The 23,118-nt window shown below is 69.9% G+C and carries 21 protein-coding genes; 12 read left to right on the top strand and 9 right to left on the bottom strand.

Annotated features, from left to right (window positions below; translation table 11 throughout):
- The first annotated feature begins 11 nt into the window (after nt 1–11).
- The 7 genes from IF89_RS0106495 to trxA all read left to right on the top strand — a co-directional run bounded on the left by IF89_RS0106495 (nt 12) and on the right by trxA (nt 9,453).
- Nucleotides 12–2,276, top strand: coding sequence for a DUF6049 family protein (locus IF89_RS0106495; RefSeq protein ID WP_030762522.1), 2,265 nt, complete (start codon nt 12–14; stop codon nt 2,274–2,276).
- A gap of 46 nt (nt 2,277–2,322) precedes the next feature.
- Nucleotides 2,323–4,497 (top strand): murein biosynthesis integral membrane protein MurJ, encoded by a 2,175-nt coding sequence (gene murJ, locus IF89_RS0106490; protein ID WP_030762519.1) that lies wholly within the window; start codon nt 2,323–2,325, stop codon nt 4,495–4,497.
- 117 nt (nt 4,498–4,614) lie between these two features.
- The gene (locus IF89_RS0106485) at nt 4,615–6,339 is read left to right on the top strand and encodes a protein kinase family protein (RefSeq protein ID WP_030762517.1); all 1,725 of its coding nucleotides are present in this window, start codon (nt 4,615–4,617) and stop codon (nt 6,337–6,339) included.
- Between the two features lie 25 nt (nt 6,340–6,364).
- Nucleotides 6,365–7,060 (top strand): RNA polymerase sigma factor SigM, encoded by a 696-nt coding sequence (gene sigM / locus IF89_RS0106480; RefSeq protein ID WP_030762514.1) that lies wholly within the window; start codon nt 6,365–6,367, stop codon nt 7,058–7,060.
- On the top strand, nt 7,057–7,968 hold the full coding sequence (locus IF89_RS0106475; protein ID WP_043193167.1) for a zf-HC2 domain-containing protein: 912 nt from the start codon (nt 7,057–7,059) through the stop codon (nt 7,966–7,968). Before sigM ends, IF89_RS0106475 begins: the two co-directional genes overlap by 4 nt.
- A gap of 123 nt (nt 7,969–8,091) precedes the next feature.
- Entirely contained in the window at nt 8,092–9,054 is a 963-nt protein-coding gene (gene trxB, locus IF89_RS0106470) for a thioredoxin-disulfide reductase (RefSeq protein WP_030762508.1), read from the top strand.
- Between the two features lie 57 nt (nt 9,055–9,111).
- The gene (gene trxA, locus IF89_RS0106465) at nt 9,112–9,453 is read left to right on the top strand and encodes a thioredoxin (RefSeq protein WP_030025741.1); all 342 of its coding nucleotides are present in this window, start codon (nt 9,112–9,114) and stop codon (nt 9,451–9,453) included.
- A 66-nt stretch (nt 9,454–9,519) separates the two neighbouring features.
- Here trxA and IF89_RS0106460 read toward each other — a convergent pair whose 3' ends face one another.
- From IF89_RS0106460 to rpmH, 9 genes are all read right to left on the bottom strand, one after another.
- Entirely contained in the window at nt 9,520–10,137 is a 618-nt protein-coding gene (locus IF89_RS0106460; protein ID WP_030762506.1) for a GNAT family N-acetyltransferase, read from the bottom strand.
- 98 nt (nt 10,138–10,235) lie between these two features.
- Nucleotides 10,236–11,348 (bottom strand): ParB/RepB/Spo0J family partition protein, encoded by a 1,113-nt coding sequence (locus IF89_RS0106455; protein ID WP_030762504.1) that lies wholly within the window; start codon nt 11,346–11,348, stop codon nt 10,236–10,238.
- A complete protein-coding gene (locus IF89_RS0106450; RefSeq protein WP_078628127.1) occupies nt 11,345–12,433 on the bottom strand; it encodes a ParA family protein in 1,089 nt (362 codons plus the stop codon). The genes IF89_RS0106455 and IF89_RS0106450 overlap by 4 nt, the downstream gene beginning before the upstream one ends.
- Nucleotides 12,434–12,698: 265 nt before the next feature.
- Nucleotides 12,699–13,415 carry a 16S rRNA (guanine(527)-N(7))-methyltransferase RsmG gene (gene rsmG / locus IF89_RS0106445; RefSeq protein WP_030762496.1) on the bottom strand — a complete coding sequence of 239 codons (717 nt, stop codon included), beginning with the start codon at nt 13,413–13,415 and terminating at the stop codon, nt 12,699–12,701.
- A gap of 129 nt (nt 13,416–13,544) precedes the next feature.
- Entirely contained in the window at nt 13,545–14,057 is a 513-nt protein-coding gene (locus tag IF89_RS0106440) for a protein jag (protein WP_030008408.1), read from the bottom strand.
- Between the two features lie 15 nt (nt 14,058–14,072).
- Complete coding sequence (yidC, locus tag IF89_RS0106435; protein WP_030762493.1) at nt 14,073–15,176, bottom strand: membrane protein insertase YidC; 1,104 nt, start codon at nt 15,174–15,176, stop codon at nt 14,073–14,075.
- 3 nt (nt 15,177–15,179) lie between these two features.
- Nucleotides 15,180–15,461, bottom strand: a complete 282-nt coding sequence (gene yidD / locus IF89_RS41855) for a membrane protein insertion efficiency factor YidD (protein ID WP_076043740.1) — start codon at nt 15,459–15,461, stop codon at nt 15,180–15,182.
- Entirely contained in the window at nt 15,458–15,832 is a 375-nt protein-coding gene (gene rnpA, locus IF89_RS41850) for a ribonuclease P protein component (RefSeq protein ID WP_078628126.1), read from the bottom strand. The genes yidD and rnpA overlap by 4 nt, the downstream gene beginning before the upstream one ends.
- Nucleotides 15,833–15,853: 21 nt before the next feature.
- Nucleotides 15,854–15,991, bottom strand: a complete 138-nt coding sequence (gene rpmH, locus IF89_RS0106430; RefSeq protein WP_018547628.1) for a 50S ribosomal protein L34 — start codon at nt 15,989–15,991, stop codon at nt 15,854–15,856.
- Between the two features lie 100 nt (nt 15,992–16,091).
- On the opposite strand from rpmH, the gene dnaA reads away from it, so the two are divergent.
- The 5 genes from dnaA (at nt 16,092) to IF89_RS0106405 (ending at nt 23,039) form a co-directional block, all read left to right on the top strand.
- On the top strand, nt 16,092–18,164 hold the full coding sequence (gene dnaA / locus IF89_RS0106425; protein WP_234327677.1) for a chromosomal replication initiator protein DnaA: 2,073 nt from the start codon (nt 16,092–16,094) through the stop codon (nt 18,162–18,164).
- 843 nt (nt 18,165–19,007) lie between these two features.
- On the top strand, nt 19,008–20,138 hold the full coding sequence (gene dnaN, locus IF89_RS0106420) for a DNA polymerase III subunit beta (protein ID WP_030762485.1): 1,131 nt from the start codon (nt 19,008–19,010) through the stop codon (nt 20,136–20,138).
- A 246-nt stretch (nt 20,139–20,384) separates the two neighbouring features.
- Nucleotides 20,385–21,260 carry a phosphogluconate dehydrogenase (NAD(+)-dependent, decarboxylating) gene (gene gnd / locus IF89_RS0106415; RefSeq protein ID WP_030762482.1) on the top strand — a complete coding sequence of 292 codons (876 nt, stop codon included), beginning with the start codon at nt 20,385–20,387 and terminating at the stop codon, nt 21,258–21,260.
- A 55-nt stretch (nt 21,261–21,315) separates the two neighbouring features.
- Nucleotides 21,316–22,452, top strand: a complete 1,137-nt coding sequence (recF, locus tag IF89_RS0106410; protein ID WP_030762478.1) for a DNA replication/repair protein RecF — start codon at nt 21,316–21,318, stop codon at nt 22,450–22,452.
- A gap of 107 nt (nt 22,453–22,559) precedes the next feature.
- A complete protein-coding gene (locus tag IF89_RS0106405) occupies nt 22,560–23,039 on the top strand; it encodes a DUF721 domain-containing protein (RefSeq protein WP_051806859.1) in 480 nt (159 codons plus the stop codon).
- The last annotated feature ends 79 nt before the right edge of the window (nt 23,040–23,118 follow it).

Genomic DNA, 23,118 nt, shown 5'->3' with positions numbered 1-23,118 from the left:
CGGGCTAGCGCGTGGCCGAGGCGGCAGACATCCAAGGGGCCTCCCCCGCCCCTGTCCGGCGCCGATGGCTGCGGCGCGCGATCGTCCTGCTCGCCGGGACCCCCGTGCTCGCCGGCCTCGTCTACGCCCCCGCCCCGGAGGCCGAGGCCGTCCAGGCCTCCTCCGTCGACGTCCAGCTCGTCTCCATGGCGCCGAGCGCCCCGGTGAAGGGCGACACCCTCACCATCCAGGGCACCGTGATCAACACCGGCTCCGAGACGATCACCGACGCCCACGTCGGTCTGCGGGTCGGACCCGCGCTCACGGACCGCTCCTCCATCGACGAGACCGCGGACCGCAACGGCTTCCGGGCCGGAACGGACCCCGGCGAGATCGACTCGGCGTACGCGGTGAAGATCGCCTCGCTGCCGGCGAAGGTCACCCAGAACTTCACCCTCACCGTCCCGGTCAACAAGCTCGAACTCGACAAGGACGGCGTCTACCAGCTCGGGGTCTCGCTGTCCGGAGTCACCGACAGCCGGCCGTCGGAGCAGGTGCTGGGCATCAAGCGGACCTTTCTGCCGTGGCAGCCGGAGGCCGCCGCCAAGCGCTCCCAGCTCACCTACGCCTGGCCGCTGATCTCCACCACCCGCGTCACGGCCGAGACCGGCTCCGACGAGCTCCAGACGCCCGTGTTCCTCGACGACTCCCTCGCCGACGAGCTCCAGCCGGGCGGCCGCCTGGAGCAGATGGTCACCCTCGGCAAGGACCTGCCGATCACCTGGGTCATCGATCCGGACCTGCTCTACACGGTCGACGCGATGACGAAGGGCTACCGGGTCCGCGCCGCGAACGGAAAGACCGTCCAGGGCAAGAAGAAGGCCGTGGCCGAGCAGTGGCTGAACTCCCTGGAGGCAGCCGTCCAGGGCAAGAAGGTCGTCGCCCTGCCCTTCGGCGACCCCGACCTCGCCTCCCTCGCCCACCACGGCAAGGACGTCTCCGGCACCCTGGGGCAGCTGCGCCCGGCCACCGACAAGGCGAAGCAGGCCGTCGAGACGGTCCTGCACGTGCCCGCGTCCACCGACTTCTCCTGGCCCGTCGACGGAGCCATCGACCCCTCGATCGTCAACGTCGCCACCTCGGCCGGTGCCCACAACGTCCTGACCCGCAGCGACAGCCTCATGGAGAGCGGGGCCCTCGGCTACACCCCCTCGGCCGCCCGGCCCATCGGAGCGGGCACCACGGCCGTCGTGGCGGACGCCGAGCTGTCCACCGCGTTCGAGGGCGACATGCTGAACGCCGGGAACTCGACGCTCGCCGTGCAGCGGTTCCTCGCCCACAGCCTCGCCCTCACCCTGCAGAAGACCGACGAACAGCGCAGCTTCGTCGTGGCTCCGCAGCGGATGCCCACCGTGAGCCAGGCCCAGACGATGGCCGCCGCCATACGCGGCCTCCAGGGAGCCCGCTGGACGCAGCCGGCGGACCTGGAGGCGGCCGCGGCCGCCAAGCCCGACCCGGGCGCCACGACCCAGGTGCCCGGGGCCGGCCAGTACCCCGAGGACCTGCGCAAGCAGGAGCTCCCGGTCTCGGCCTTCGAGAAGATCCGCACCACGCAGACCACGCTCGACCGCTTCAAGGTGATCCTCGCCGCACCGGACCGCGTCGAGATCCCCTTCGGCAACACCGTCAACCGCGAGATGTCGACCTCCTGGCGCGGACGCGCCGACGAGGGCCGCCTCTACCGGGACCAGGTCCAGGAGTACCTGATCGGTCTCACCGAGAAGGTCAAGGTCATCCCGAAGTCCGACGCCACCCTGTCCGGGCACAGCGCCACCATCCCCGTCAGCGTCCAGAACAGCCTCGTGCAGGACGTGCACGACCTGGTCCTGCGGGTGAAGTCCGCCAACCCCTCCCGCCTGATGTTCAACGGCAGCGGCCAGGCGGAACAGCAGGTCACCGTCCAGGGCGACCACACGCAGACGGTCAAGTTCCCCGCCAACGCCACCGCGAGCGGACCCGTCGAAGTGACCGCCCAGCTGTTCACCAAGGACGGCATCCCCTACGGCAAGGAACGCCGGTTCACCGTCGAGGCCACCGAGATCACTCCCACCGTGATGCTCGTGATCGCCGGCGGTGTGCTCCTCCTGGTCCTGGCGGGCATCAAGATGTACGCCAGTCGCAAGCGTGTCGCGGCCCGCGCCGCTGCCGAAGAGAGCACGCAGCCGAGTGACGAGTCCCCGGACACCGAACCGCAAAGCACCGAGGGGTCCGGCACGAGTGAGACAGTGGACCGTTGAGCGATGCCGTGGCCGGTCGGCCTGGGGACGATGAGGTGGGGTTTCGATGAACGCGCCGTACGACGGTGACCGCGCGCAGGGCACTGGCGGGCCTGCGCCCGCGCAGGGCACTGCCCCGGGCGCCCCGGTGCCCGGGCAGGTTCCCGCGCCTGCGCCCGCGCCGGAACACGACCCGTATGTCCAGGATGCCTACGACTACGACCCGTACCGGTCCCAGGACCTGTCCGCCCAGGACCCCGTCGGCGAGGTCCTCTACGACCGCGCCGCGCACCCGCCGCCGCCCCCCGGCACCTTCCAGGAGCCCGGCCCGCTCTACGCGGCGCCGTCCGAGCCCATGTACTCCCCCGACCCGCGCGTCTGGGCCCAGACCCCGCCGCCCGAGCCGGACGGCCCCTCCCGGCACCTGCCGTACGGCGACCGCGCCACGACCACCGAGTTCGTGGGCGTGGACTCCCTCGTCACGCGGGCCGCTGAGGAGCAGCCCGCACCGGATGCCTTCGCGCACCTCTACCGGGACCAGGAGGCGGCACCCCGCACTCCCGCCGAAGACGTTCCCGTCGCCGCCCCGGCGCCGAGCAAGCCGGCCGGACGCGCCGCCGGCCTGCTCAAGTCGAGCGCGCTCATGGCCGCGGGGACGATCGTCTCCCGCATCACCGGTTTCCTGAGAACCCTGGTCATCGCCGGGGCGATCGGCGTCGGCACCTTCAACGACACCTACCAGATCGCCAACACGCTGCCCACGATGATCTACGTGCTGGTCGGCGGCGGCGCCCTCAACGCCGTCTTCATCCCGCAGCTCGTCCGCGCGATGAAGAACGACGACGACGGGGGAGAGGCGTACGCCAACCGGCTGCTGACCCTCGTCGTGGTCCTGCTGGCCGGCATCACCACCATCTGCGTGCTGGCAGCACCGGTGTTCATCACGATGATGTCGCCGAAGATCGCCTCCGACCCGCAGCAGATGGACGTGGCCGTCGCGTTCGCCCGCTACTGCCTGCCCACCATGTTCTTCATGGGCGTCCACGTGGTGCTCGGTCAGATCCTGAACGCCCGCGGCCGCTTCGGCGCGATGATGTGGACCCCGGTCCTCAACAACATCGTGGTCATCGCCACCTTCGGCGCCTTCATCTGGGCCTTCGGAGGTTTCACCACCTCGGGCGTCAATGCCGCCACCGTCACCCCGGAAGGCGTCCGCCTGCTGGGTCTGGGCACCCTGCTCGGCCTGACCGTCCAGGCCCTCGCGATGCTCCCGTACCTGCGTGACGCCGGCTTCACGCCGCGCCTGCGCTTCGACTGGAAGGGCCACGGCCTCGGCAAGGCCGCCCGCCTGGCCAAGTGGACGTTCTTCTTCGTCCTCGCCAACCAGATCGGCCTCGTCATCGTCACCCAGCTCGCCACCTGGGCCGGTGCGGTCGCCGAGAAGCAGGGCCACCCCGGTACCGGTATCACCGCCTACAACTACGCGCTGCTGCTCTGGCAGATGCCGCAGGCGATCATCACCGTCTCCGTCATGACGGCCGTCCTGCCCCGCATCTCCCGCTCCGCCCACGACGGCGACGCCGCCGCGGTCCGCGACGACATCTCCTACGGTCTGCGCACCTCGGCCGTCGCGATCGTGCCCTGCGCCTTCGCGTTCCTCGCGCTCGGCGTCCCGATGGCCACCCTGCTCTACGCCGGCTCCGGCTCCGGCGCCCAGAACATCGGCTACGTCCTGATGGCCTTCGGCCTCGGACTCGTCCCGTACTCCGTCCAGTACGTCGTCCTGCGCGGCTTCTACGCCTACGAGGACACCCGCACGCCCTTCTACAACACCGTCATCGTCGCCGCCGTCAACGCGGCAGGCTCGGCGATCTCCTTCTTCGTGCTGCCCGCGCGCTGGGCGGTCGTCGGCATGGCCGCCTCGTACGGTCTCGGCTACGCCGTCGGTGTCGGCGTGGCCTGGCGCCGACTGCGCACCAGGCTCGGCGGCGACCTCGACGGCGCCCACGTGATGCGTACCTACGCCCGTCTCACGGGCGCCTGCGTGCCCGCGGCGGCCGTGGCAGGAGCGGCTGCCTTCGCCGTCACCCAGTGGCTGGGCAGCGGAGTTCTCGGTTCCGCCACGGCCCTGCTCGCCGGCGGAACCGCCCTGGCGGCCGTCTTCCTCCTCGCCGCCAAGCGGATGCGGATCGAGGAGCTCAACGCGATGGTCGGGATGGTCCGCGGACGTTTGGGGCGCTGATGCGCACAACCGTCGCCCCCTTTCGTGTGTCGTGCATAGCGTCGGACTGTGGGCACAATTGGCATGGCTTCGCAGACTGGCCTACAGCGCGCAACGGATGGGGAGGCAGGAACGACGGTGGCGGAACGTAGCACGGCTGCCGTCGACGTGGCCGACAACGACGGCGACGAGCCGTCTGCCGCTCAGGCGGCACGGGCCACGTCCGACGGGGTGGACACCCAGAACGGACGAGCCGCGGACGGACCCATGCCCGACAAGGACGGCGAACGCACGCACCCGGCCTCCACGGCCGCACCCGAACTCCACAGCGGTCACAAGCTCGCCAGACGGTACCGGCTGGAAGAGTGCGTCACCCGTGTGGACGGTTTCAGCAGTTGGCGCGCGATGGACGAGAAGCTGCGCCGGGCCGTGGGCGTGCACCTCATGCCCGCGGACCACTCCCGGGCGCGCTCCGTCCTGGCCGCCGCCCGCTCCTCCGCCCTCCTCGGCGACCCGCGGTTCGTCCAAGTGCTCGATGCCGTGGAGGAGAACGACCTCGTCTACGTCGTCCACGAGTGGCTGCCCGACGCAACCGAACTCACCGCCCTCCTCGCCATGGGCCCGCTGGAGGCCCACGAGGCCTACCAGCTCGTCAGCCAGGTCTCCCAGGCGATGGCCGCCGCGCACCGCGAGGGCCTCGCGCACCTGCGGCTGACGCCCAGCGCGATACTGCGGACGTCCACCGGCCAGTGGCGCATCCGCGGACTCGCCGTGAACGCCGCGCTGCGCGGCATCACGAGCGATACCCCCCAGCGCGCCGACACCGAAGCCATCGGCGCGCTGCTGTACGCCGCGCTGACGCAGCGCTGGCCCTACGAGAGCGACGCGTACGGCCTCACCGGTCTGCCCAAGGGGGTCGGTCTGATCGCCCCCGACCAGGTCCGCGCCGGGGTCCACCGCGGCCTGGGCGAACTCGCCATGCGGGCACTCGCGAACGACGGGGCCACCGCCTCCCGGCAGGAACCGCCCTGCACCACCCCGGAGGAGCTCTCCAAGGCCGTGGCCGCGATGCCGCGCATCCGGCCGCCGGAGCCCGCCTTCACCGCCCCTCCGGAGTACCAGCACACCACCTACCAGCAGGGCAGCTACGGCCGGACCACGCCGCCCGGCGTGACCACCGTGCAGAGCCTGCCCGTGGCGCCTCCGCCGCCGCCCCTGCAGAGCCGTACCGGCCGTGCGCTCAAGTGGGGCGTCGCCGCCCTGCTGATCGCCGCCCTCGGTCTGGGCAGCTGGCAGCTGGCCGACACCCTCCTGGAACGCGGCACCCAGAAGGGCAACAGCGGCACCAGCAACAACACCAAGCCCGGCACCGATGACAGCGGGGAGAAGAAGGAGCCGACCCCGCTCAAGATCACTGGTGCTCAGGAGTACGCCCCTGACGGCAAGCCGCAGAATGCCGAGGACGTCGAGAAGACGTACGACACGGATGCCTCCTCCTACTGGCGGACCAAGAGCTACATCGACGGACCCGAAGTGAAGATCAAGGACGGCCTGGGCATCGTCTACGACCTCGGGTCCGAGCAGGATGTCAGCGCAGCCTCGATAGCGCTGAAGTACGGCGGTGCGCGCACCACGCTGACGATGTACGCCACCGACGCCAAGTCCCCCAAGGGGTCCGTGGACTCCATGGTGAAGATCGCCCAGACCACCACCTCGGATACCAGCCTTCAGCTGACCGCCGAGAAGCCGGTCACCACTCGGTACGTACTCGTGTGGATCACCGCCATGCCGCACGCGCCGGCCGACGACTTCAGCGGTTCCGGGTACAAGCAGGCGATCACGGACGTGAAGTTCTCGGGCTGACCGCACGACCGGGAGGGGCTCACCGTTGAACGACGCGAAAGCCGAGGGTGCCAGCGACCAGGAGCTCCTGGCCCGGCACGTCGGTGGTGATCCCGATGCCTTCGGGGAGCTGGTGCGGCGCCATCGCGATCGGTTGTGGGCCGTGGCGCTGCGCACGCTCGGGGACCGGGAGGAGGCCGCGGACGCCGTGCAGGATGCCCTGGTCTCCGCCTACCGGGCCGCGCGGACCTTCCGCGGGGAGTCCGCCGTCACCACATGGCTGCACCGGATCACCGTCAACGCCTGCCTCGACCGGGCCCGCAAGGCCGCCTCGCGCAGGACCGCGCCGATCGATGACACGGAGCGCCTGGAGCGGCTCCTGGAGCCCCACGAGTCCGCCGAGGCACCCGCGGAGCGCCAGGACCTCCACCGCCAGCTCCTGGCCGCCCTCCGGACCCTCCCGGAGGAGCAGCGGGCCGCGCTGGTCCTGGTCGACATGCAGGGATACCCCGTGGCCGAGGCCGCCGACATCCTCGACGTGCCCACCGGCACCGTGAAAAGCCGGTGTGCGCGCGGCCGGGCCAAACTGCTGCCGCTCCTCACTCATCTGCGCACGAATGCCGGGGATAACAGCAGTACCGAGCGGGGAAGGAACCGGACGCCGGGCCCGCCCGTCCCACCAGCGACAGGCCCCAGGCAACCAGACCCAGACGCTGTGAAGGGCGGAGGTGGACGACCGTGAGCCCTGCGACCGGCACGCCCGGCACGATCCGGCACCCGGACGTCTCGGAGATCTCCGACCTCACCGAAGGCCTGCTCTCCCCGGCCCGCAGCGCGGAGATCCGCCGACACCTCGACGACTGCGCGCTGTGCGCCGACGTCCGTGCCTCCCTGGCAGAGATCCGGGGGCTGCTGGGCACCCTCCCCGGGCCCGCTCGCATGCCCGGGGACATCGCGGGCCGGATCGACGCGGCCCTCGCCGCCGAGGCACTCCTCGACGCGACCCAGCCACGGGACGAGACCGAACCGTCCGCACGGCCCCGCGCCACCCACCGCGATGTTTCACGTGAAACATCGCCTTCCGGTCACCCGAGTGGCCCAACCGGTCCCGGGCGGCGCCGCGCCCGCCGCCGGATCGCGGTGCTCGGCGGCCTCGCCGGGGCCGCCGCCTGCGCCCTGGGCCTCTTCCTCTTCGTCGACTTCTCCGGCACCCCCCACCCCAACAGCGCGGCGTCGGACGCAGCCGCCCATCCATCCGTCGGTGCACCCTCCGGCACCTACACCGCGCAGGGCCTCCAGGGCGCCGTCCAGCGACTCATCGCTCCGGGAACGACGGCCGAGACCGACCCCGGTGCACAGAACAACACCCTCGGAATGGACGAGAGTCCCAGCGCTCCCGGCGCCGCTCCCGGCGACCGGCGGGTGGCCTCCGAGGTCCCCGCCTGCGTCCAGGAGGCAACCGGCCGGTCGGAGACGCCACTCGCTGCGGAGCGCGGCCGTTTCCAGGGAACGGCCGTACATCTCCTGGTCCTGCCGCACCCGGGCGATGCCGCACGGGTGGACGCCTACCTCGTCGACACGGCGTGCGAGAGCACCGGCTCGGCCACCCCGGGGAAGGTCCTGCTGGAGAACACCTTCCCCCGAAGCTGACGGTTCCGGACCGCCGTGCGACGGGTGGGGAATGCAGGCGCCGTAGGATCCGTTGGGTGGGGTGAGAGTCCCGACCGGCCCCCGGTAGGCAGCACGCAGTCCGCAGAGACGAGGAAGAAACCCGTGAGCGACGTTCGAAACGTGATCATCATCGGCTCCGGGCCGGCCGGTTACACCGCCGCCCTGTACACCGCACGCGCTTCGCTCAAGCCGCTGGTCTTCGAAGGTGCCGTCACCGCCGGTGGCGCTCTGATGAACACCACCGACGTGGAGAACTTCCCCGGCTTCCAGGACGGCATCATGGGTCCGGACCTCATGGACAACATGCGGGCCCAGGCCGAGCGTTTCGGGGCCGAGCTGGTCCCGGACGACATTGTGTCGGTGGACCTCACCGGTGAGATCAAGACCGTGACCGACACCGCCGGCACGGTGCACCGCGCCAAGGCCGTCATCGTCACCACCGGCTCGCAGCACCGCAAGCTCGGCCTGCCGAACGAGGACGCGCTCTCCGGACGCGGTGTCTCCTGGTGCGCCACCTGCGACGGCTTCTTCTTCAAGGACCACGACATCGCCGTCGTCGGCGGGGGTGACACCGCGATCGAGGAGGCCACCTTCCTCTCCCGGTTCGCCAAGTCCGTCACGATCGTCCACCGCCGGGACACTCTGCGCGCCTCCAAGGCCATGCAGGACCGCGCCTTCGCCGACCCGAAGATCAAGTTCGCCTGGGACAGCGAGGTCGCCGAGATCCACGGCGAGCAGAAGCTCTCCGGTCTCACCCTGCGCAACACCAAGACCGGTGAGACCTCCGCACTGCCCGTGACCGGCCTGTTCATCGCCGTCGGCCACGACCCGCGCACCGAGCTGTTCAAGGACCAGCTGGACCTCGACGACGAGGGCTACCTCAAGGTCGACGCCCCCTCCACCCGCACCAGCGTCACCGGTGTGTTCGGCGCCGGCGACGTCGTGGACCACACCTACCGTCAGGCCATCACCGCCGCCGGCACCGGCTGCTCGGCCGCTCTCGACGCCGAGCGATTCCTCGCCGCCCTTGCGGACGCCGAGAAGGCGGCCCACGCCGCGGTCTGACCGACCCGACCCGCACCAGCCCCACACCCCACCCGCAGGAAGAACAAGGAGGCCGCTGTGGCCGGCACCCTCAAGAACGTGACCGACGCCGACTTCGACGCCGAGGTCCTCAGGAGCGACAAGCCCGTACTGGTGGACTTCTGGGCCGCCTGGTGCGGACCGTGCCGCCAGATCGCGCCGTCCCTGGAGGCCATCGCCGCCGAGTACGGCGACCAGATCGAGATCGTCAAGCTCAACATCGACGAGAACCCGGCCACGGCCGCCAAGTACGGCGTCATGTCCATCCCGACGCTGAACGTCTACCAGGGCGGCGAGGTCGCCAAGACGATCGTCGGCGCGAAGCCGAAGGCCGCCATCCTGCGCGACCTCTCCGACTTCGTCGAGGTCAAGACGGCCTGACGAAGGCCATGTTCGACGGGAACGGGCCCGCCCCTTCGAGGGGCGGGCCCGTTTCACGTTCCGTCTTCAGAGCGGTCGAAGCGCCGGTTCCTTGCGCGCCCCGCCCAACAGACGGTCCAGCGCCAGCTCGACGTCTTCCTTCCAGGACAGGGTCGACCTCAGCTCCAGCCGCAGCCGCGGGTGCGCCGGATGCGGGCGCACGGTCTTGAAGCCCACCGCCAGGAGATGGTCCGCCGGCAGCAGGCAGGCCGGCCCTTCCCACCGCGCGTCCCCGAACGCCTCGATCGCCCGGAAACCCCGGCGCAGCAGATCCTTGGCCACCGTCTGCACCATGACCCGGCCCAAACCCTGCCCCTGGTAGCCAGGCATGATCCACGCGGTGATCAGCTGGACGGCGTCCGGCGAGACCGGACTCGTCGGGAAGGCTGTCGATCGGGGTACGTAGGCAGGTGGCGCGTACAGCACGAAGCCCACCGGGACATCGTCCACGTACACCACGCGGCCGCAGGACCCCCACTCCAGCAGGACGGCGGAGATCCACGCCTCCTTCTCCGTGGCCGAAGTGCCCGCCTTCACGGCGGCCTCACCGCTGACCGGGTCCAGTTCCCAGAAAACGCAGGACCGGCAACGTCGGGGCAGATCCTGGAGGTTGTCCAGCGTGAGCGGTACCAACCGACGACCCATGACGGCATCGTATCCACTGGTCCATCGTTCTTCGACAGCAAAGCGAAGGGGCGGACCACCGGTTCACACCGGTGGTCCGCCCCTCGCCCAGCAGGGGATCACTCCCCGGCGACGCCTTGGTCCAGCACCCGGCCCTCGCCCGGGGCCAGCGTGCCCAGGATGCGCTCCAGGTCCTCCATCGAAGCGAACTCGACGGTGATCTTGCCCTTCTTCTGGCCCAGATCCACCTTCACCCGCGTCTCGAACCGGTCCGACAGCCGCGTCGCCAGCTCACTGAGCGCCGGAGACACCCGGGCTCCGGCACGCGGACCCTTCGGCTTGACCGTGCTCGAAGGCTCCGACGCCATCAGCGTCACGATCTCCTCGACCGCACGCACCGACAGGCCCTCGGCCACGATGCGGTGGGCCAGCCGGTCCTGTTCCGCGGAGTCCTCCACCGAGAGCAGCGCCCGCGCGTGTCCGGCGGAGAGCACCCCGGCGGCCACCCGGCGCTGCACCGGCGGCGACAGCTTCAGCAGGCGCAGCGTGTTCGACACCTGGGGCCGGGAACGGCCGATCCGGTCGGCCAGCTGGTCGTGCGTGCAGTTGAAGTCCTGGAGCAGCTGGTCGTAGGCCGCGGCCTCTTCCAGCGGGTTGAGCTGCGCCCGGTGCAGATTCTCCAGCAGGGCGTCCAGCAGTAGCTTCTCGTCGTCCGTAGCGCGGATGATCGCCGGAATGGCCTCCAGCCCGGCCTCGCGGCAGGCACGCCAGCGGCGCTCACCCATGATGAGCTCGTATCGGCCGGGTGCCGACTGGCGCACGACGACCGGCTGGAGCAGCCCCACCTCCTGGATGGAGGTCACGAGCTCGGCGAGCGCGTCCTCGTCGAACACCTCGCGCGGCTGCCGCGGATTCGGCGTGATCGCGTCCATCGGAAGCTCTGCGAACGTCGCTCCCGCCGCCGCGTTCGCCGCCGGCTCGGTCTCGCGCTCCGGCTCTCGCGGTGCTGTCGGCTCCTCGACCAGCACGACGGACATCGATGTTTCACGTGAAACATCGGCCTGCGCCAGCGCCGCGAGCTTCGCCGCCGCGACCCCACGCTCGGACGGCAGGTCCGGTACCACCGTCGGCGAGGTGGAACCGGCGCTGCTTGCCGGCAGCGTCTTCTCCTGCGGAGCCTGCGGGATCAGTGCAGCGAGCCCCCGTCCCAGCCCTCTACGTCGCTCACTCACTGGATCCCCTCCGCCATACTCTGCGTGCTGTTCATGCCCGCGCCCAGGTGGGCGTGCTGCGACTCGTACTGCATACCGACCCCCCGATACGCGATCTCTCGCGCCGCCTCCAGATAGGAGAGGGAACCGCTGGAACCCGGGTCATACGTGAGCACCGTCTGCCCGTAGCTCGGTGCTTCGGAAATGCGCACCGACCGGGGGATGCTCGTGCGCAGCACCTCCTTGCCGAAGTGGCTGCGCACCTCCTCAGCCACCTGCGAGGCCAGTCGGGTCCTGCCGTCGTACATGGTCAGCAGGATGGTCGACACGTGCAGGGACGGGTTGAGGTGGGCCCGCACCAGATCGACGTTGCGCAGCAGCTGGCCCAGGCCCTCCAGCGCGTAGTACTCGCACTGGATCGGAATCAGCACCTCGGCACCCGCCACCAGGGCGTTCACCGTCAGCAGTCCGAGCGAGGGCGGGCAGTCGATCAGGATGTAGTCGAGAGGCTGGTCGTAGGCCTGGATCGCCCGCTGGAGCCGGCTCTCCCTCGCGACCAGCGACACCAGCTCGATCTCGGCGCCCGCCAGATCGATCGTGGCCGGGGCGCAGAAGAGCCCCTCCACGTCCACGACCGGCTGGACGACCTCCAGGAGCGGCCGGCTGTCCACGAGCACGTGGTAGATGGACGGCACGTCGGCATGGTGGTCGATGCCCAGAGCGGTGGACGCGTTGCCCTGCGGGTCGAGGTCGACCACCAGCACCCGCGCCCCGTTCAGAGCCAGCGACGCCGCCAGGTTCACGGTCGTCGTGGTCTTGCCCACGCCGCCCTTCTGGTTGGCCACCACAATGACACGGGTCTGCTCGGGCCGCGGCATGACCGCACCGGAGCGCCCCATCGCCTCCACCGCCAGCTGGGCGGATCGGCCGATAGGAGTCTCGTTGTCCACGAGGGGTGGGGGCGATGTTTCACGTGAAACATCGTCTCCCACCGCTTCAGAGCGGGGACCGGGGACCGGGTCGGCCATCGGCCCCGCGAGGTTGGCGTCGGACCGCACGGTGTCACTCTCCTCGACATCAGGCTCGCGATGAACAGAGCCTGCCATGTCACTGGGGTCGCGAACCAGCGGGGCCCGTACTCCTGTGGATGAATCCACCGATGTGGACAACTCCGTCCCCCTCGCGTCCTTGCGCTGGAGAGGGGACGCAGCCGCACGACCGCGGCTGATGATTCCGTGCAGCAGAGAGCGACGTTTCACGTGAAACACGATGCCCGGACGGAGTCTTCAGGCCTCTCCGACACTCCGAAATGCATACCTATAGGGCCCAAAGCAGACGAACTCTCCGTATGGGCCCCACACGGCCACCGAATCAACGACGTCGGCGCGACCGGCCGACCCGCGCCGCCTTAGCCCGCTTGGCCGCGAACCTCACCCCGCCGGGGCTCTCCCCGACCTCGACCCGGACCACCGTCGACAGAGGGTCCACCAGACCCTCACCGACCTGCAGCACCGAGGTCTTCACCACGCCGAGCTTCGTCAGCGCCGTCTTCGCCGAGACCAGCTCGTCCTCGGCGGTGTCTCCCTTGAGCGCCAGCATCTCCCCGTACGGGCGCAGCAGGGGAACACCCCAGCCGGCCAGCCGGTCCAGGGGAGCCACCGCCCGTGCTGTCACCACGTGTACCGGCTGGAGCTTGCCCAGGACCTCTTCGGCCCGCCCGCGCACCACCGTGACGTGGTCGAGCCCCAGCAGCTCCACCGCCTCCTGGAGAAAAGTCGTCCGCCGCAACAGGGGCTCCAGCAGTGTGATCTTGAGGTCCCGCCGGACCAGGGCCAGCGGGATGCCGGGCAAACCGGCGCCGGAGCCCACATCGCACACGGTGACACCCTGAGGCACCACCTCCGACAGCACGGCGCAGTTCAGCAGGTGCCGCTCCCACAGCCGCGGTACCTCGCGCGGCCCGATCAGGCCGCGCTTGACTCCCGCGTCCGCGAGCAGCTCCGCATACCGCACAGCTTCCGGGAAATATTCACCGAACACCGCGCGCGCCTCTTCGGGCGCCTCGGGAAGCTCAGCTGCCTCCGTCACGGGGACCGTCCTTCCGTACCTCGTGATCCTGAGGACCACATATTCAAGATGCCGCGTCGTTCACATGCCAGGCTGACAAACATCGGCCCCGCCTGCGACACAGACGGGGCCGAACACTCATGCCGGTGATCAGGCCGGGAGCACAACGACGAAGCGCTGCGGCTCCTCGCCCTCGGACTCGCTCCGCAGACCGGCGGCCGCCACGGCGTCGTGGACGACCTTGCGCTCGAACGGGGTCATCGGGGCCAGCTTCAGCGGCTCACCGGACGCCTTCACGTCCGCCGCCGCCTGGGCGCCCAGAGCCGCCAGCTCCTCACGCTTCTTCGCGCGGAACCCGGCGATGTCGAGCATCAGCCGGCTGCGGTCCCCGGTCTCCCGGTGGACAGCCAGGCGGGTCAGCTCCTGCAGGGCTTCCAGGACTTCTCCGTCGCGGCCCACGAGCTTCTGCAGATCGCGGCTGGCGGAGTCACTGACGATCGACACCGCGGCACGGTCGGCCTCGACGTCCATGTCGATGTCGCCGTCCAGGTCTGCGATGTCGAGCAGACCCTCCAGGTAGTCGGCCGCGATCTCACCCTCCTGCTCAAGGCGGGTCAGGGTGTCGCCACTCTCAGCGGCGGCGGTGGTGGTGCCTTCCGTCACGGGAGGGACTCCTTCTTACTTCTTGGAAGAGGGCTTGCTGGGCGTCTGGCGCTGCGACTTCGTCTGCCGCTTGGGCTGCTGCCGCTTCGGGGCACCGCCGCTCGCCGCATCCGAGTCCGCCGTCGCCTCGATGCTCTTGATCACGGAACCGTCCGCCTGAGCGGCCAGGCCCTGCTTCGACAGGGCCGCGATGAACTTCCGCTCGTTGTCGTTGCGGTCCGCGCCCTTGGCCACGATGGCGGCGACGATCTTCTTCTTGCCCCGGCCCTTGACCTCACCGTGCGAGGTGGCGTGCTTGAGCAGCCGCGTCAGGTACTGGTCCTGCGCCTTGCTGCCCGGCGTGGGGTTCTGGTTGATCACGTACATCTGCTGACCCATGGTCCAGACGTTGGTGGTCAGCCAGTAGACGAGGACACCGACGGGGAAGTTGATACCCATGACCGCGAAGATCACCGGGAAGATGTACATCAGCATCTTCTGCTGCTGCATGAAGGGCGTCTTGACCGAGAGGTCGACGTTCTTCTGCATCAGCTGACGCTGGGTGTAGAACTGGGACAGCGACATCAGGACGATCATGACCGCGGTGACGATCCGGACGTCCGTCAGCGAGGCGCCGAGTGCGGCGACCTTCTCGGAGCTGTCCATGAACTTGGCGGCGATCGGCGCACCGAAGATCTTCGCTTCGCGGGCGCTGTCGACGAGCTGCTGGTTCAGGACGCCAATGGTCTTGCCATCGGCGATGTTCGCCAGCACGTGGTACAGCGCGAAGAAGAACGGGGACTGCGCCAGGATGGGAAGGCACGAGGAGAGCGGGTTGGTACCCGTCTCCTTGTACAGCTTCATCATCTCTTCGGACTGACGCTGCTTGTCGTTCTTGTAGCGCTCCTGGATCGCCTTCATCTTCGGCTGGAGCGCCTGCATACCGCGCGTCGCCTTGATCTGCTTCACGAAGAGCGGGATCAGGCAGATACGGATCAAGATCACCAGGGACACGATGGACAGGCCCCAGGCCCACCCGCTGTCCGCTCCGAAGATCGCTCCGTACAGCGAGTGGAACTGGACGATGATCCACGAGACGGGTGTGGTGATAAAGCTGAACAGACTGGCAATCGTGTCCACTAATCAGGCTCCTTGAGCATTGCGAGATCTACGCAACGCACTGCGCAGCTGCTCGTGCCAACGCGGGCGTTTACGGGGTGGGACATGGTCCACACCGCCCGGGGACCACGGATTGCACCGCAGGATCCGCCAGGCGGTCAGCGCTGTCCCCTTCACCGCACCATGCCGGTCGATGGCCGTGTACCCGTAGTGCGAACACGAAGGGTAGTAGCGGCACACCGGCCCGAGCAGCGGACTGATCGTCCACTGGTACAGCTTGATCAAAGCGAGCAGCGGGTACTTCATCGAGCCACGCCTCCCAGGAGCCGCCCCAGAGCGGCATCCAGGTCCCGGGCCAGTTCCTCGGGGCCGGCATCACCCGCTCCGGGCAACGCTCGTACCACCACCAGGCTACCGGCGGGCAGCTGCGACAGCCGCTCGCGCACCAGGTGGCGAAGGCGGCGCTTCACCCGGTTCCGTATGACCGCGTTGCCGACGGCCTTGCTGACGACGAAACCCGCACGCGACGAGGGATCGACATCCCCCGACTCGTGCGGGTCCGTTGCACCGCTTGTACGTAGGTGGACGACGAGGAGTGGGCGACCGGCCCGGCGTCCTCGACGTACCGCGCTCGCGAAGTCCTCGCGCCGCCTCAGCCGATTCTCGGGAGACAGCACGACGTCACGACCTGCGCGCTGTTACGCGGAAAGGGCGGCGCGGCCCTTGGAACGACGGTTCGCGAGGATCGCGCGACCGGCACGGGTACGCATCCGCAGGCGGAAGCCGTGGGTCTTGGCGCGACGGCGGTTGTTCGGCTGGAAGGTGCGCTTGCTCACTCGGGGGCTCCAGAGAATGAATCGTTGTGGCGGGACATCGCCTGGCTGTCACCGTGCGCCCACGAGGAAACTCGCGTGTTCGCCCGAGTGGCACCGCTAAATGATCACTATCAGTGACCTTCGCCCATCGGTAGGCAGGCGGCAGCAGCCATCGACAACTCGACCTCGTTACGGTACGCGCGGCTACGCCATCCGGTCAAACCGAGCCTGCACGGCCCCGCACTGTGCACAGGCTGTGGACAACGACTTGAACCGCAGGCTCCGGCCTGACTACCGTTGTCTGATCCCGGATTTTTTGTCCCGACCGTCCCAAAGAACCACACATTCGTGGGACCCCTGTGAGAGAGCGTGCTCTGTGGCTGACGTACCTGCCGATCTTGCCGCAGTGTGGCCAAGGGTGCTCGAGAAGCTCCTCGGGGAGGGACAGCCGGGTGTCGAGCCCAAGGACAAGCAGTGGGTCGAGCGGTGCCAGCCCCTGGCACTCGTCGCCGACACCGCCCTGCTCGCCGTCCCCAATGAATGGGGCAAGCGGGTCCTCGAAGGCCGTCTCGCCCCGCTGATCAGCGACGCGCTCAGCCGTGAGTGCGGCCGCCCCATCCGGATCGCCATCACCGTGGACGACTCCGCCGGCGAGCCCGCCGCCCCGCCCGTCCAGCAGCCCGGCGGCTACGAGTCGTACGGCGGCCAGCGCCCGGGCGGCGGCGGCCCCGCGGACGACCAGCTCCCCACGGCCCGCCCGGCCTATCCGGACTACCAGCAGCCGCGCTCCGAGCCCGGCGCGTGGCCGCGCGGCGGACAGCAGGACGACTATGGCTGGCAGCAGCCGCGCCTGGGCGGCTTCCCCGAGCGCGACCCCTACGCCTCCCCGCAGCCGGGCTACCTCCAGCAGGCCGAGCCCTCGGGCTACGAACAGCAGCAGTACGAACAGGGCTCCTTCGAGCAGGGGTCCTTCGACCAGCAGCAGTACGAGCAGAGCGGGTACGAGCAGCAGCCGTCGCACCAGCCCCACCAACCCCATCAGTACGAGAAGCCCGCGTACGAGCAGCAGTCCTACGAGCAGCCTGCGTCCCGGCAGGCGCCCGGCCGGCCGGCGGCGCCCCCGGCCCCGTCCGGCGGCTCGACCTCGGGTCCGCTGGAGCCGACCGCCCGCCTGAACCCCAAGTACCTCTTCGACACCTTCGTCATCGGCGCGTCCAACCGCTTCGCGCACGCGGCCGCGGTGGCCGTGGCCGAAGCGCCCGCGAAGGCCTACAACCCCCTCTTCATCTACGGGGAGTCGGGCCTCGGCAAGACGCACCTGCTGCACGCCATCGGGCACTACGCACGCAGCCTCTACCCCGGCACCCGCGTGCGGTACGTGAGCTCCGAGGAGTTCACCAACGAGTTCATCAACTCGATCCGCGACGGCAAGGGCGATGCGTTCCGCAAGCGCTACCGCGAGATGGACATCCTGCTCGTCGACGACATCCAGTTCCTTGCGAGCAAGGAGTCGACGCAGGAGGAGTTCTTCCACACCTTCAACACGCTCCACAACGCCAACAAGCAGATCGTCCTCTCCTCCGACCGGCCGCCCAAGCAGCTCGTCACCCTGGAGGACCGGCTCCGCAACCGCTTCGAGTGGGGCCTGATCACGGACGTCCAGCCCCCGGAGCTGGAGACCCGCATCGCGATCCTGCGCAAGAAGGCAGTGCAGGAGCAGCTCAACGCCCCGCCGGAGGTACTGGAGTTCATCGCCTCCCGCATTTCGCGCAACATCCGCGAGCTGGAGGGGGCGCTGATCCGGGTCACGGCCTTCGCGAGCCTCAACCGCCAGCCCGTCGACCTCGGCCTCACCGAGGACGTCCTCAAGAACCTGATCCCCGGCGGCGAGGACAGCGCACCGGAGATCACGGCCACCGACATCATGGCGGCCACCGCGGACTACTTCGGCCTGACGGTCGACGACCTGTGCGGGTCTTCGCGCAGCCGGGTCCTGGTCACCGCGCGGCAGATCGCCATGTACCTGTGCAGGGAGCTCACCGACCTGTCACTGCCGAAGATCGGGGCGCAGTTCGGCGGCCGCGACCACACCACGGTCATGCACGCGGACCGCAAGATCCGCGCTCTGATGGCGGAGCGGCGGTCCATCTACAACCAGGTCACCGAGCTCACCAACCGCATCAAGAACGGCTGACAGGCACCCTTCCCCACCCCTCCAGAGGGCGCTCCCGGTCCACAACGGGGGCGCCCTTCGTCGTTCGTGCGCCCCTGACCTGTTCGAATACGCCCCCCGCGGAGCAACTCATCCACAGATTCGGCGACTTTCTTCCGTCCACACCCTGGGGACCGCCCGCGTCACCCACAATCTGTCCACAGGGGCGGCTGTTGAGGAACCATCAGGCCTGGTCAACACCCTGTGGATTTGTGCGCAAGCGTCATCCACAGCCTGTGGACAACCATGTCGCCCACAGCCCTGTCCACGTGGTTGTCCACCGCCGACCCACAGGTTCCCGCATGCTGTGCACAGCTTCTGCAGACTTCTCCACACCCTTGTCCACTGTTCGGCAACCCGCCACCTCCTCTCACCGCCCGGAGTGAAAGGCGTCACACGGATGTAGACGTTTGGGCTGTGGAGTACCGGGGGAAAGCTGGGGACACACCTGTGGAGTAATCAGGGGTACCTGGGGACAGCCTGTGCAGAACTTTTTGTTCTCCACAGGGACACCGGGTTGTCCACCGCCTCCACCCACAGGGCCGGTGGATAAAAAACGCGGGCTGACCTGCGAGGACCGAGTTATCCACCGTTTCCACAGGCCCTACTACTACCCCCATGGAGAGTTAGGCCGGTTTCGGTTTTCAAGCAGGTCCTGTGCACAACTCGTCGGTCGTCCGTCCCGCCGCCCCGCTCCCGACTTGACCGCCGGCCGCACCGAGTGTCGGTGCCGTACGTCAGACTGGTCCCCGGCATCGGTCGAGGCATCGACGGGCCGACGACGAAGGCCGGCAGACGAGCGAGCAACAGCAGGAGGCGGTTCCGGTGAAGATCCGGGTGGAGCGCGACGTACTCGCGGAGGCGGTGGCCTGGGCGGCCCGCAGCCTCCCGGCCCGGCCGCCGGTGCCCGTCCTCGCGGGGCTGCTGCTCAAGGCCGAGGAAGGCACCCTGAGCCTCTCCGGCTTCGACTACGAGGTCTCGGCCCGCGTTTCCGTCGAGGCGGACGTCGAGGAGGACGGCACCGTCCTGGTCTCCGGCCGGCTGCTCGCCGACATCTGCCGCGCCCTCCCCAACCGCCCGGTGGAGATTTCCACAGACGGTGTACGGGCGACCGTGGTCTGCGGCTCCTCCCGGTTCACACTCCACACCCTGCCTGTGGAGGAGTACCCGGCGCTGCCGCAGATGCCGACCGCCACGGGCACCGTGCCCGGCGAGGTCTTCGCCGCCGCCGCCAAGCAGGTCGCCACCGCCGCGGGCCGCGACGACACGCTGCCCGTCCTGACCGGCGTCCGCATCGAGATCGAGGGCGACCGCGTCACCCTGGCCTCCACCGACCGCTACCGCTTCGCGGTCCGCGAGTTCCTGTGGAAGCCGGAGAACCCGGACGCGTCCGCCGTGGCCCTGGTGCCCGCCAAGACGCTCCAGGAGATCGCCAACTCGCTGACCAGCGGTGACACCGTGACCCTGGCGCTGTCGGGCTCCGGCGCGGGTGAGGGCCTGATCGGTTTCGAGGGCGCCGGCCGCCGTACCACCACCCGGCTCCTCGAGGGCGACCTGCCGAAGTACCGCACGCTCTTCCCGACCGAGTTCAACTCCGTCGCCGTGATCGAGACCGCGCCCTTCGTCGAGGCCGTCAAGCGCGTGGCCCTGGTGGCCGAGCGCAACACCCCGGTGCGCCTCAGCTTCGAGAAGGGCGTGCTGATCCTGGAGGCCGGCTCCTCCGACGATGCACAGGCTGTGGAAAGGGTCGACGCCCAGCTCGACGGCGACGACATCTCGATCGCCTTCAACCCGACCTTCCTGCTGGACGGCCTGAGCGCGATCGCCTCCCCGGTGGCCCAGCTCAGCTTCACCACCTCGACCAAGCCGGCACTGCTCAGCGGCCGCCCCGCGATCGACGCGGAGGCCGACGAGGCCTACAAGTACCTGATCATGCCGGTGCGCCTGTCCGGCTGACCCCCCCTGCAGCCCGGCGTCGGGCCCGGTCCCGCACGCTGCTGCGGGGGCCGGGCCCGACGCCGTCCACAGTCCGGGCAGGCTCCGGGAAACCGGAAAGCCGCACCGGCCGCCCGGGAGCGCCCGCGGCGCCCGCCGCCGCGGCCCGGCGTAGGCTCGGATCCGGCGGGCGGCCCCGCGCGTCCCGCGGGGACACGGCCGGGGCAGCCCCGGCAAAGACGGCCACAACGCTTAAGGAACCACCTGATGGAGCTTGGTCTCGTCGGTCTCGGCAAGATGGGCGGCAACATGCGCGAGCGCATCCGCCGCGCAGGCCACACCGTCATCGGATACGACCGCAACCCGGACCTTGCGGACGTCCACAGCCTGCGGGAACTTGTGGACAGCCTGCAGGCCCCCCGCGTCGTGTGGGTGATGGTCCCCGCCGGTGCGGCGACGCAGTCCACCGTCGACGAGCTGGCCGAGCTGCTCTCCATCGGCGACATCGTCGTCGACGGCGGCAACTCCCGCTGGACGGACGACGAGAAGCACGCCGCGGAGCTGGCGGCGAAGGGCATCGGCTTCGTCGACTGCGGGGTCTCCGGCGGCGTGTGGGGCCTGGAGAACGGCTACGCGCTGATGTACGGCGGCGAGAAGGACCACGTCGCACGGGTCCAGCCGATCTTCGACGCCCTCAAGCCCGAGGGCGACTTCGGCGCCGTGCACGCCGGCAAGGTCGGCGCGGGCCACTTCGCCAAGATGGTCCACAACGGCATCGAGTACGCCATGATGCAGGCCTACGCCGAGGGCTGGGAGCTCCTGGAGAAGGTGGACTCGGTCACCGACGTCCGCGAGGTCTTCCGCTCCTGGCAGGAGGGCACCGTCATCCGCTCCTGGCTGCTGGACCTGGCCGTGAACGCCCTCGACGAGGACGAGCACCTGGAGCAGCTGCGCGGCTTCGCGCAGGACTCGGGCGAGGGCCGCTGGACGGTGGAGGCGGCGATCGACAACGCCGTGCCGCTGCCCGCGATCACGGCGTCGCTGTTCGCACGGTTCGCCTCGCGCCAGGACGACTCCCCGCAGATGAAGATGATCGCGGCGCTGCGCAACCAGTTCGGCGGCCACGCGGTCGAGAAGAAGTAGCAGTCCAGCAGCACAGCACCAAGAGCAGTGGGAAGCCGGGGGAGGTCGGCGCCGTATGCATGTCTCGCATCTCTCATTGGCCGACTTCCGCTCGTACGCCCGGGCCGAGGTTCCCCTCGACCCGGGCGTCACCGCTTTCGTGGGTCCCAACGGCCAGGGCAAGACCAATCTCGTCGAGGCGATCGGCTATCTGGCGACGCTCGGCAGCCACCGCGTCTCCTCGGACGCCCCGCTCGTACGGATGGGCGCGGACCGGGCGGTCGTCCGCGCCGCGGTCGTCCAGGGCGAGCGTCGGCAGCTGGTCGAGCTGGAGCTGAACCCCGGCCGCGCGAACCGGGCCAGGATCAACCGGTCCTCGCAGGTCAGGCCGCGGGACGTGCTGGGGATCGTCCGGACGGTGCTGTTCGCGCCGGAGGACCTGGCCCTGGTCAAGGGCGACCCCGGTGAGCGGCGCAAGTTCCTCGACGAGCTGGTCACGGCGCGCTCGCCGCGGATGGCCGGGGTCCGCTCGGACTACGAGCGCGTGCTCAAGCAGCGCAACACCCTGCTGAAGTCCGCGGCGATGGCCCGCCGCCACGGCGGCCGCTCGATGGACCTGTCCACCCTGGACGTGTGGGACCAGCACCTGGCGCGGGCGGGCGCGGAGCTGCTGGCACAGCGCCTCGACCTGATCGCGACGCTGCTGCCGCTGGCGGACAAGGCGTACGAGCAGCTCGCGCCCGGCGGCGGCCCGCTGGGGCTGGCGTACAAGTGCTCGGCCGGCGAGTCGGTCGACAGCGGCGCGGCGCGCACCCGGGAGGCCCTGTACGAGGTGCTCCTGGCCGCCCTGGGCGAGGTGCGCAAGCAGGAGATCGAGCGCGGGGTGACCCTGGTCGGCCCGCACCGTGACGACGTGCTGCTGCGGCTGGGGGAGCTGCCGGCCAAGGGGTACGCGAGCCACGGCGAGTCCTGGTCGTACGCGCTGGCGCTGCGGCTGGCCTCCTACGAGCTGTTGCGCTCGGAGGGCGGCGAGCCGGTGCTGATCCTGGACGACGTCTTCGCGGAACTGGACGCGCGGCGCCGGGAGCGGCTGGCGGAGCTGGTGGCGCCGGGCGAGCAGGTGCTCGTGACGGCGGCGGTGGACGACGACGTCCCGGGCGTCCTGGTGGGAGCGCGGTTCGGGGTGTCCGGCGGTGAGGTGACCCGGTTGTGAACGAGCACGGCAAGGACGCGCAGTACGGCAAGGACCCGCAGCGCAGCAACGACCCGCAGCACGGCGCGGACCCCCGGTCGGGCCGCAGGGCCCCCGAGGCCTCCGGGGTGGACCTGGCCCGGCAGGCCCTCGCGGCGGCGCGGGAGCAGGCGCGGGCCCGGGGCAACGCGGCGGCCGGCCGCAAGCGACAGCCGCAGCCGGGGCTGCGGTCCGGCGCACGCGCGGACGGCCGGGACCCGATGCCGCTGATGGCGGCGCTGGACCGGCTGCGCACCGAGCGCGGCTGGGAGATGCCGATGGCGGTGGCGGGCGTGATGGAGCGCTGGCCGCAGATCGTCGGACCGGAGATCGCGGCGCACTGTGAACCGCAGCGGTACGAGAACCGTGAGCTGGTCGTGCGGTGCGACTCCTCGGCGTGGGCGGCTCAGCTGAAGCTGCTGGCCCCGCAGCTGGTGGCGCGGCTGAACGCGGAACTGGGACAGGGCACGGTCCGTCTCCTCAAGGTGCAGGGCCCGGGCGGACGCCCGAAGGGGTACGGGCCCTGGCGGGCTCCGGGGAGCACCGGACCCGGCGACACCTACGGGTGAGTAGCAACCGCTGGCGGGGGGCGTGCCCGCGGCGGCGGGTGGCGTCCCTCACGGTAGCCGGAGGTTGACAGGCCGAAGC

The organism is Streptomyces sp. NRRL F-2664 (assembly GCF_000719345.1).
Classification (GTDB): domain Bacteria; phylum Actinomycetota; class Actinomycetes; order Streptomycetales; family Streptomycetaceae; genus Streptomyces.
This window is presented reverse-complemented; position numbering and strand designations above follow the sequence as displayed.

What these genes read in the sequence shown, in the direction of transcription:
- IF89_RS0106450 (WP_078628127.1), bottom strand. Translation starts at nt 12,433, where the DNA reads ATGGCAGGCTCTGTTCATCGCGAGCCTGATGTCGAGGAGAGTGACACC.
- yidD (WP_076043740.1), bottom strand. Translation starts at nt 15,461, where the DNA reads ATGAAGTACCCGCTGCTCGCTTTGATCAAGCTGTACCAGTGGACGATC.
- IF89_RS0106460 (WP_030762506.1), bottom strand. Translation starts at nt 10,137, where the DNA reads ATGGGTCGTCGGTTGGTACCGCTCACGCTGGACAACCTCCAGGATCTG.
- gnd (WP_030762482.1), top strand. Translation starts at nt 20,385, where the DNA reads ATGGAGCTTGGTCTCGTCGGTCTCGGCAAGATGGGCGGCAACATGCGC.
- murJ (WP_030762519.1), top strand. Translation starts at nt 2,323, where the DNA reads ATGAACGCGCCGTACGACGGTGACCGCGCGCAGGGCACTGGCGGGCCT.
- recF (WP_030762478.1), top strand. Translation starts at nt 21,316, where the DNA reads ATGCATGTCTCGCATCTCTCATTGGCCGACTTCCGCTCGTACGCCCGG.
- dnaA (WP_234327677.1), top strand. Translation starts at nt 16,092, where the DNA reads ATGATCACTATCAGTGACCTTCGCCCATCGGTAGGCAGGCGGCAGCAG.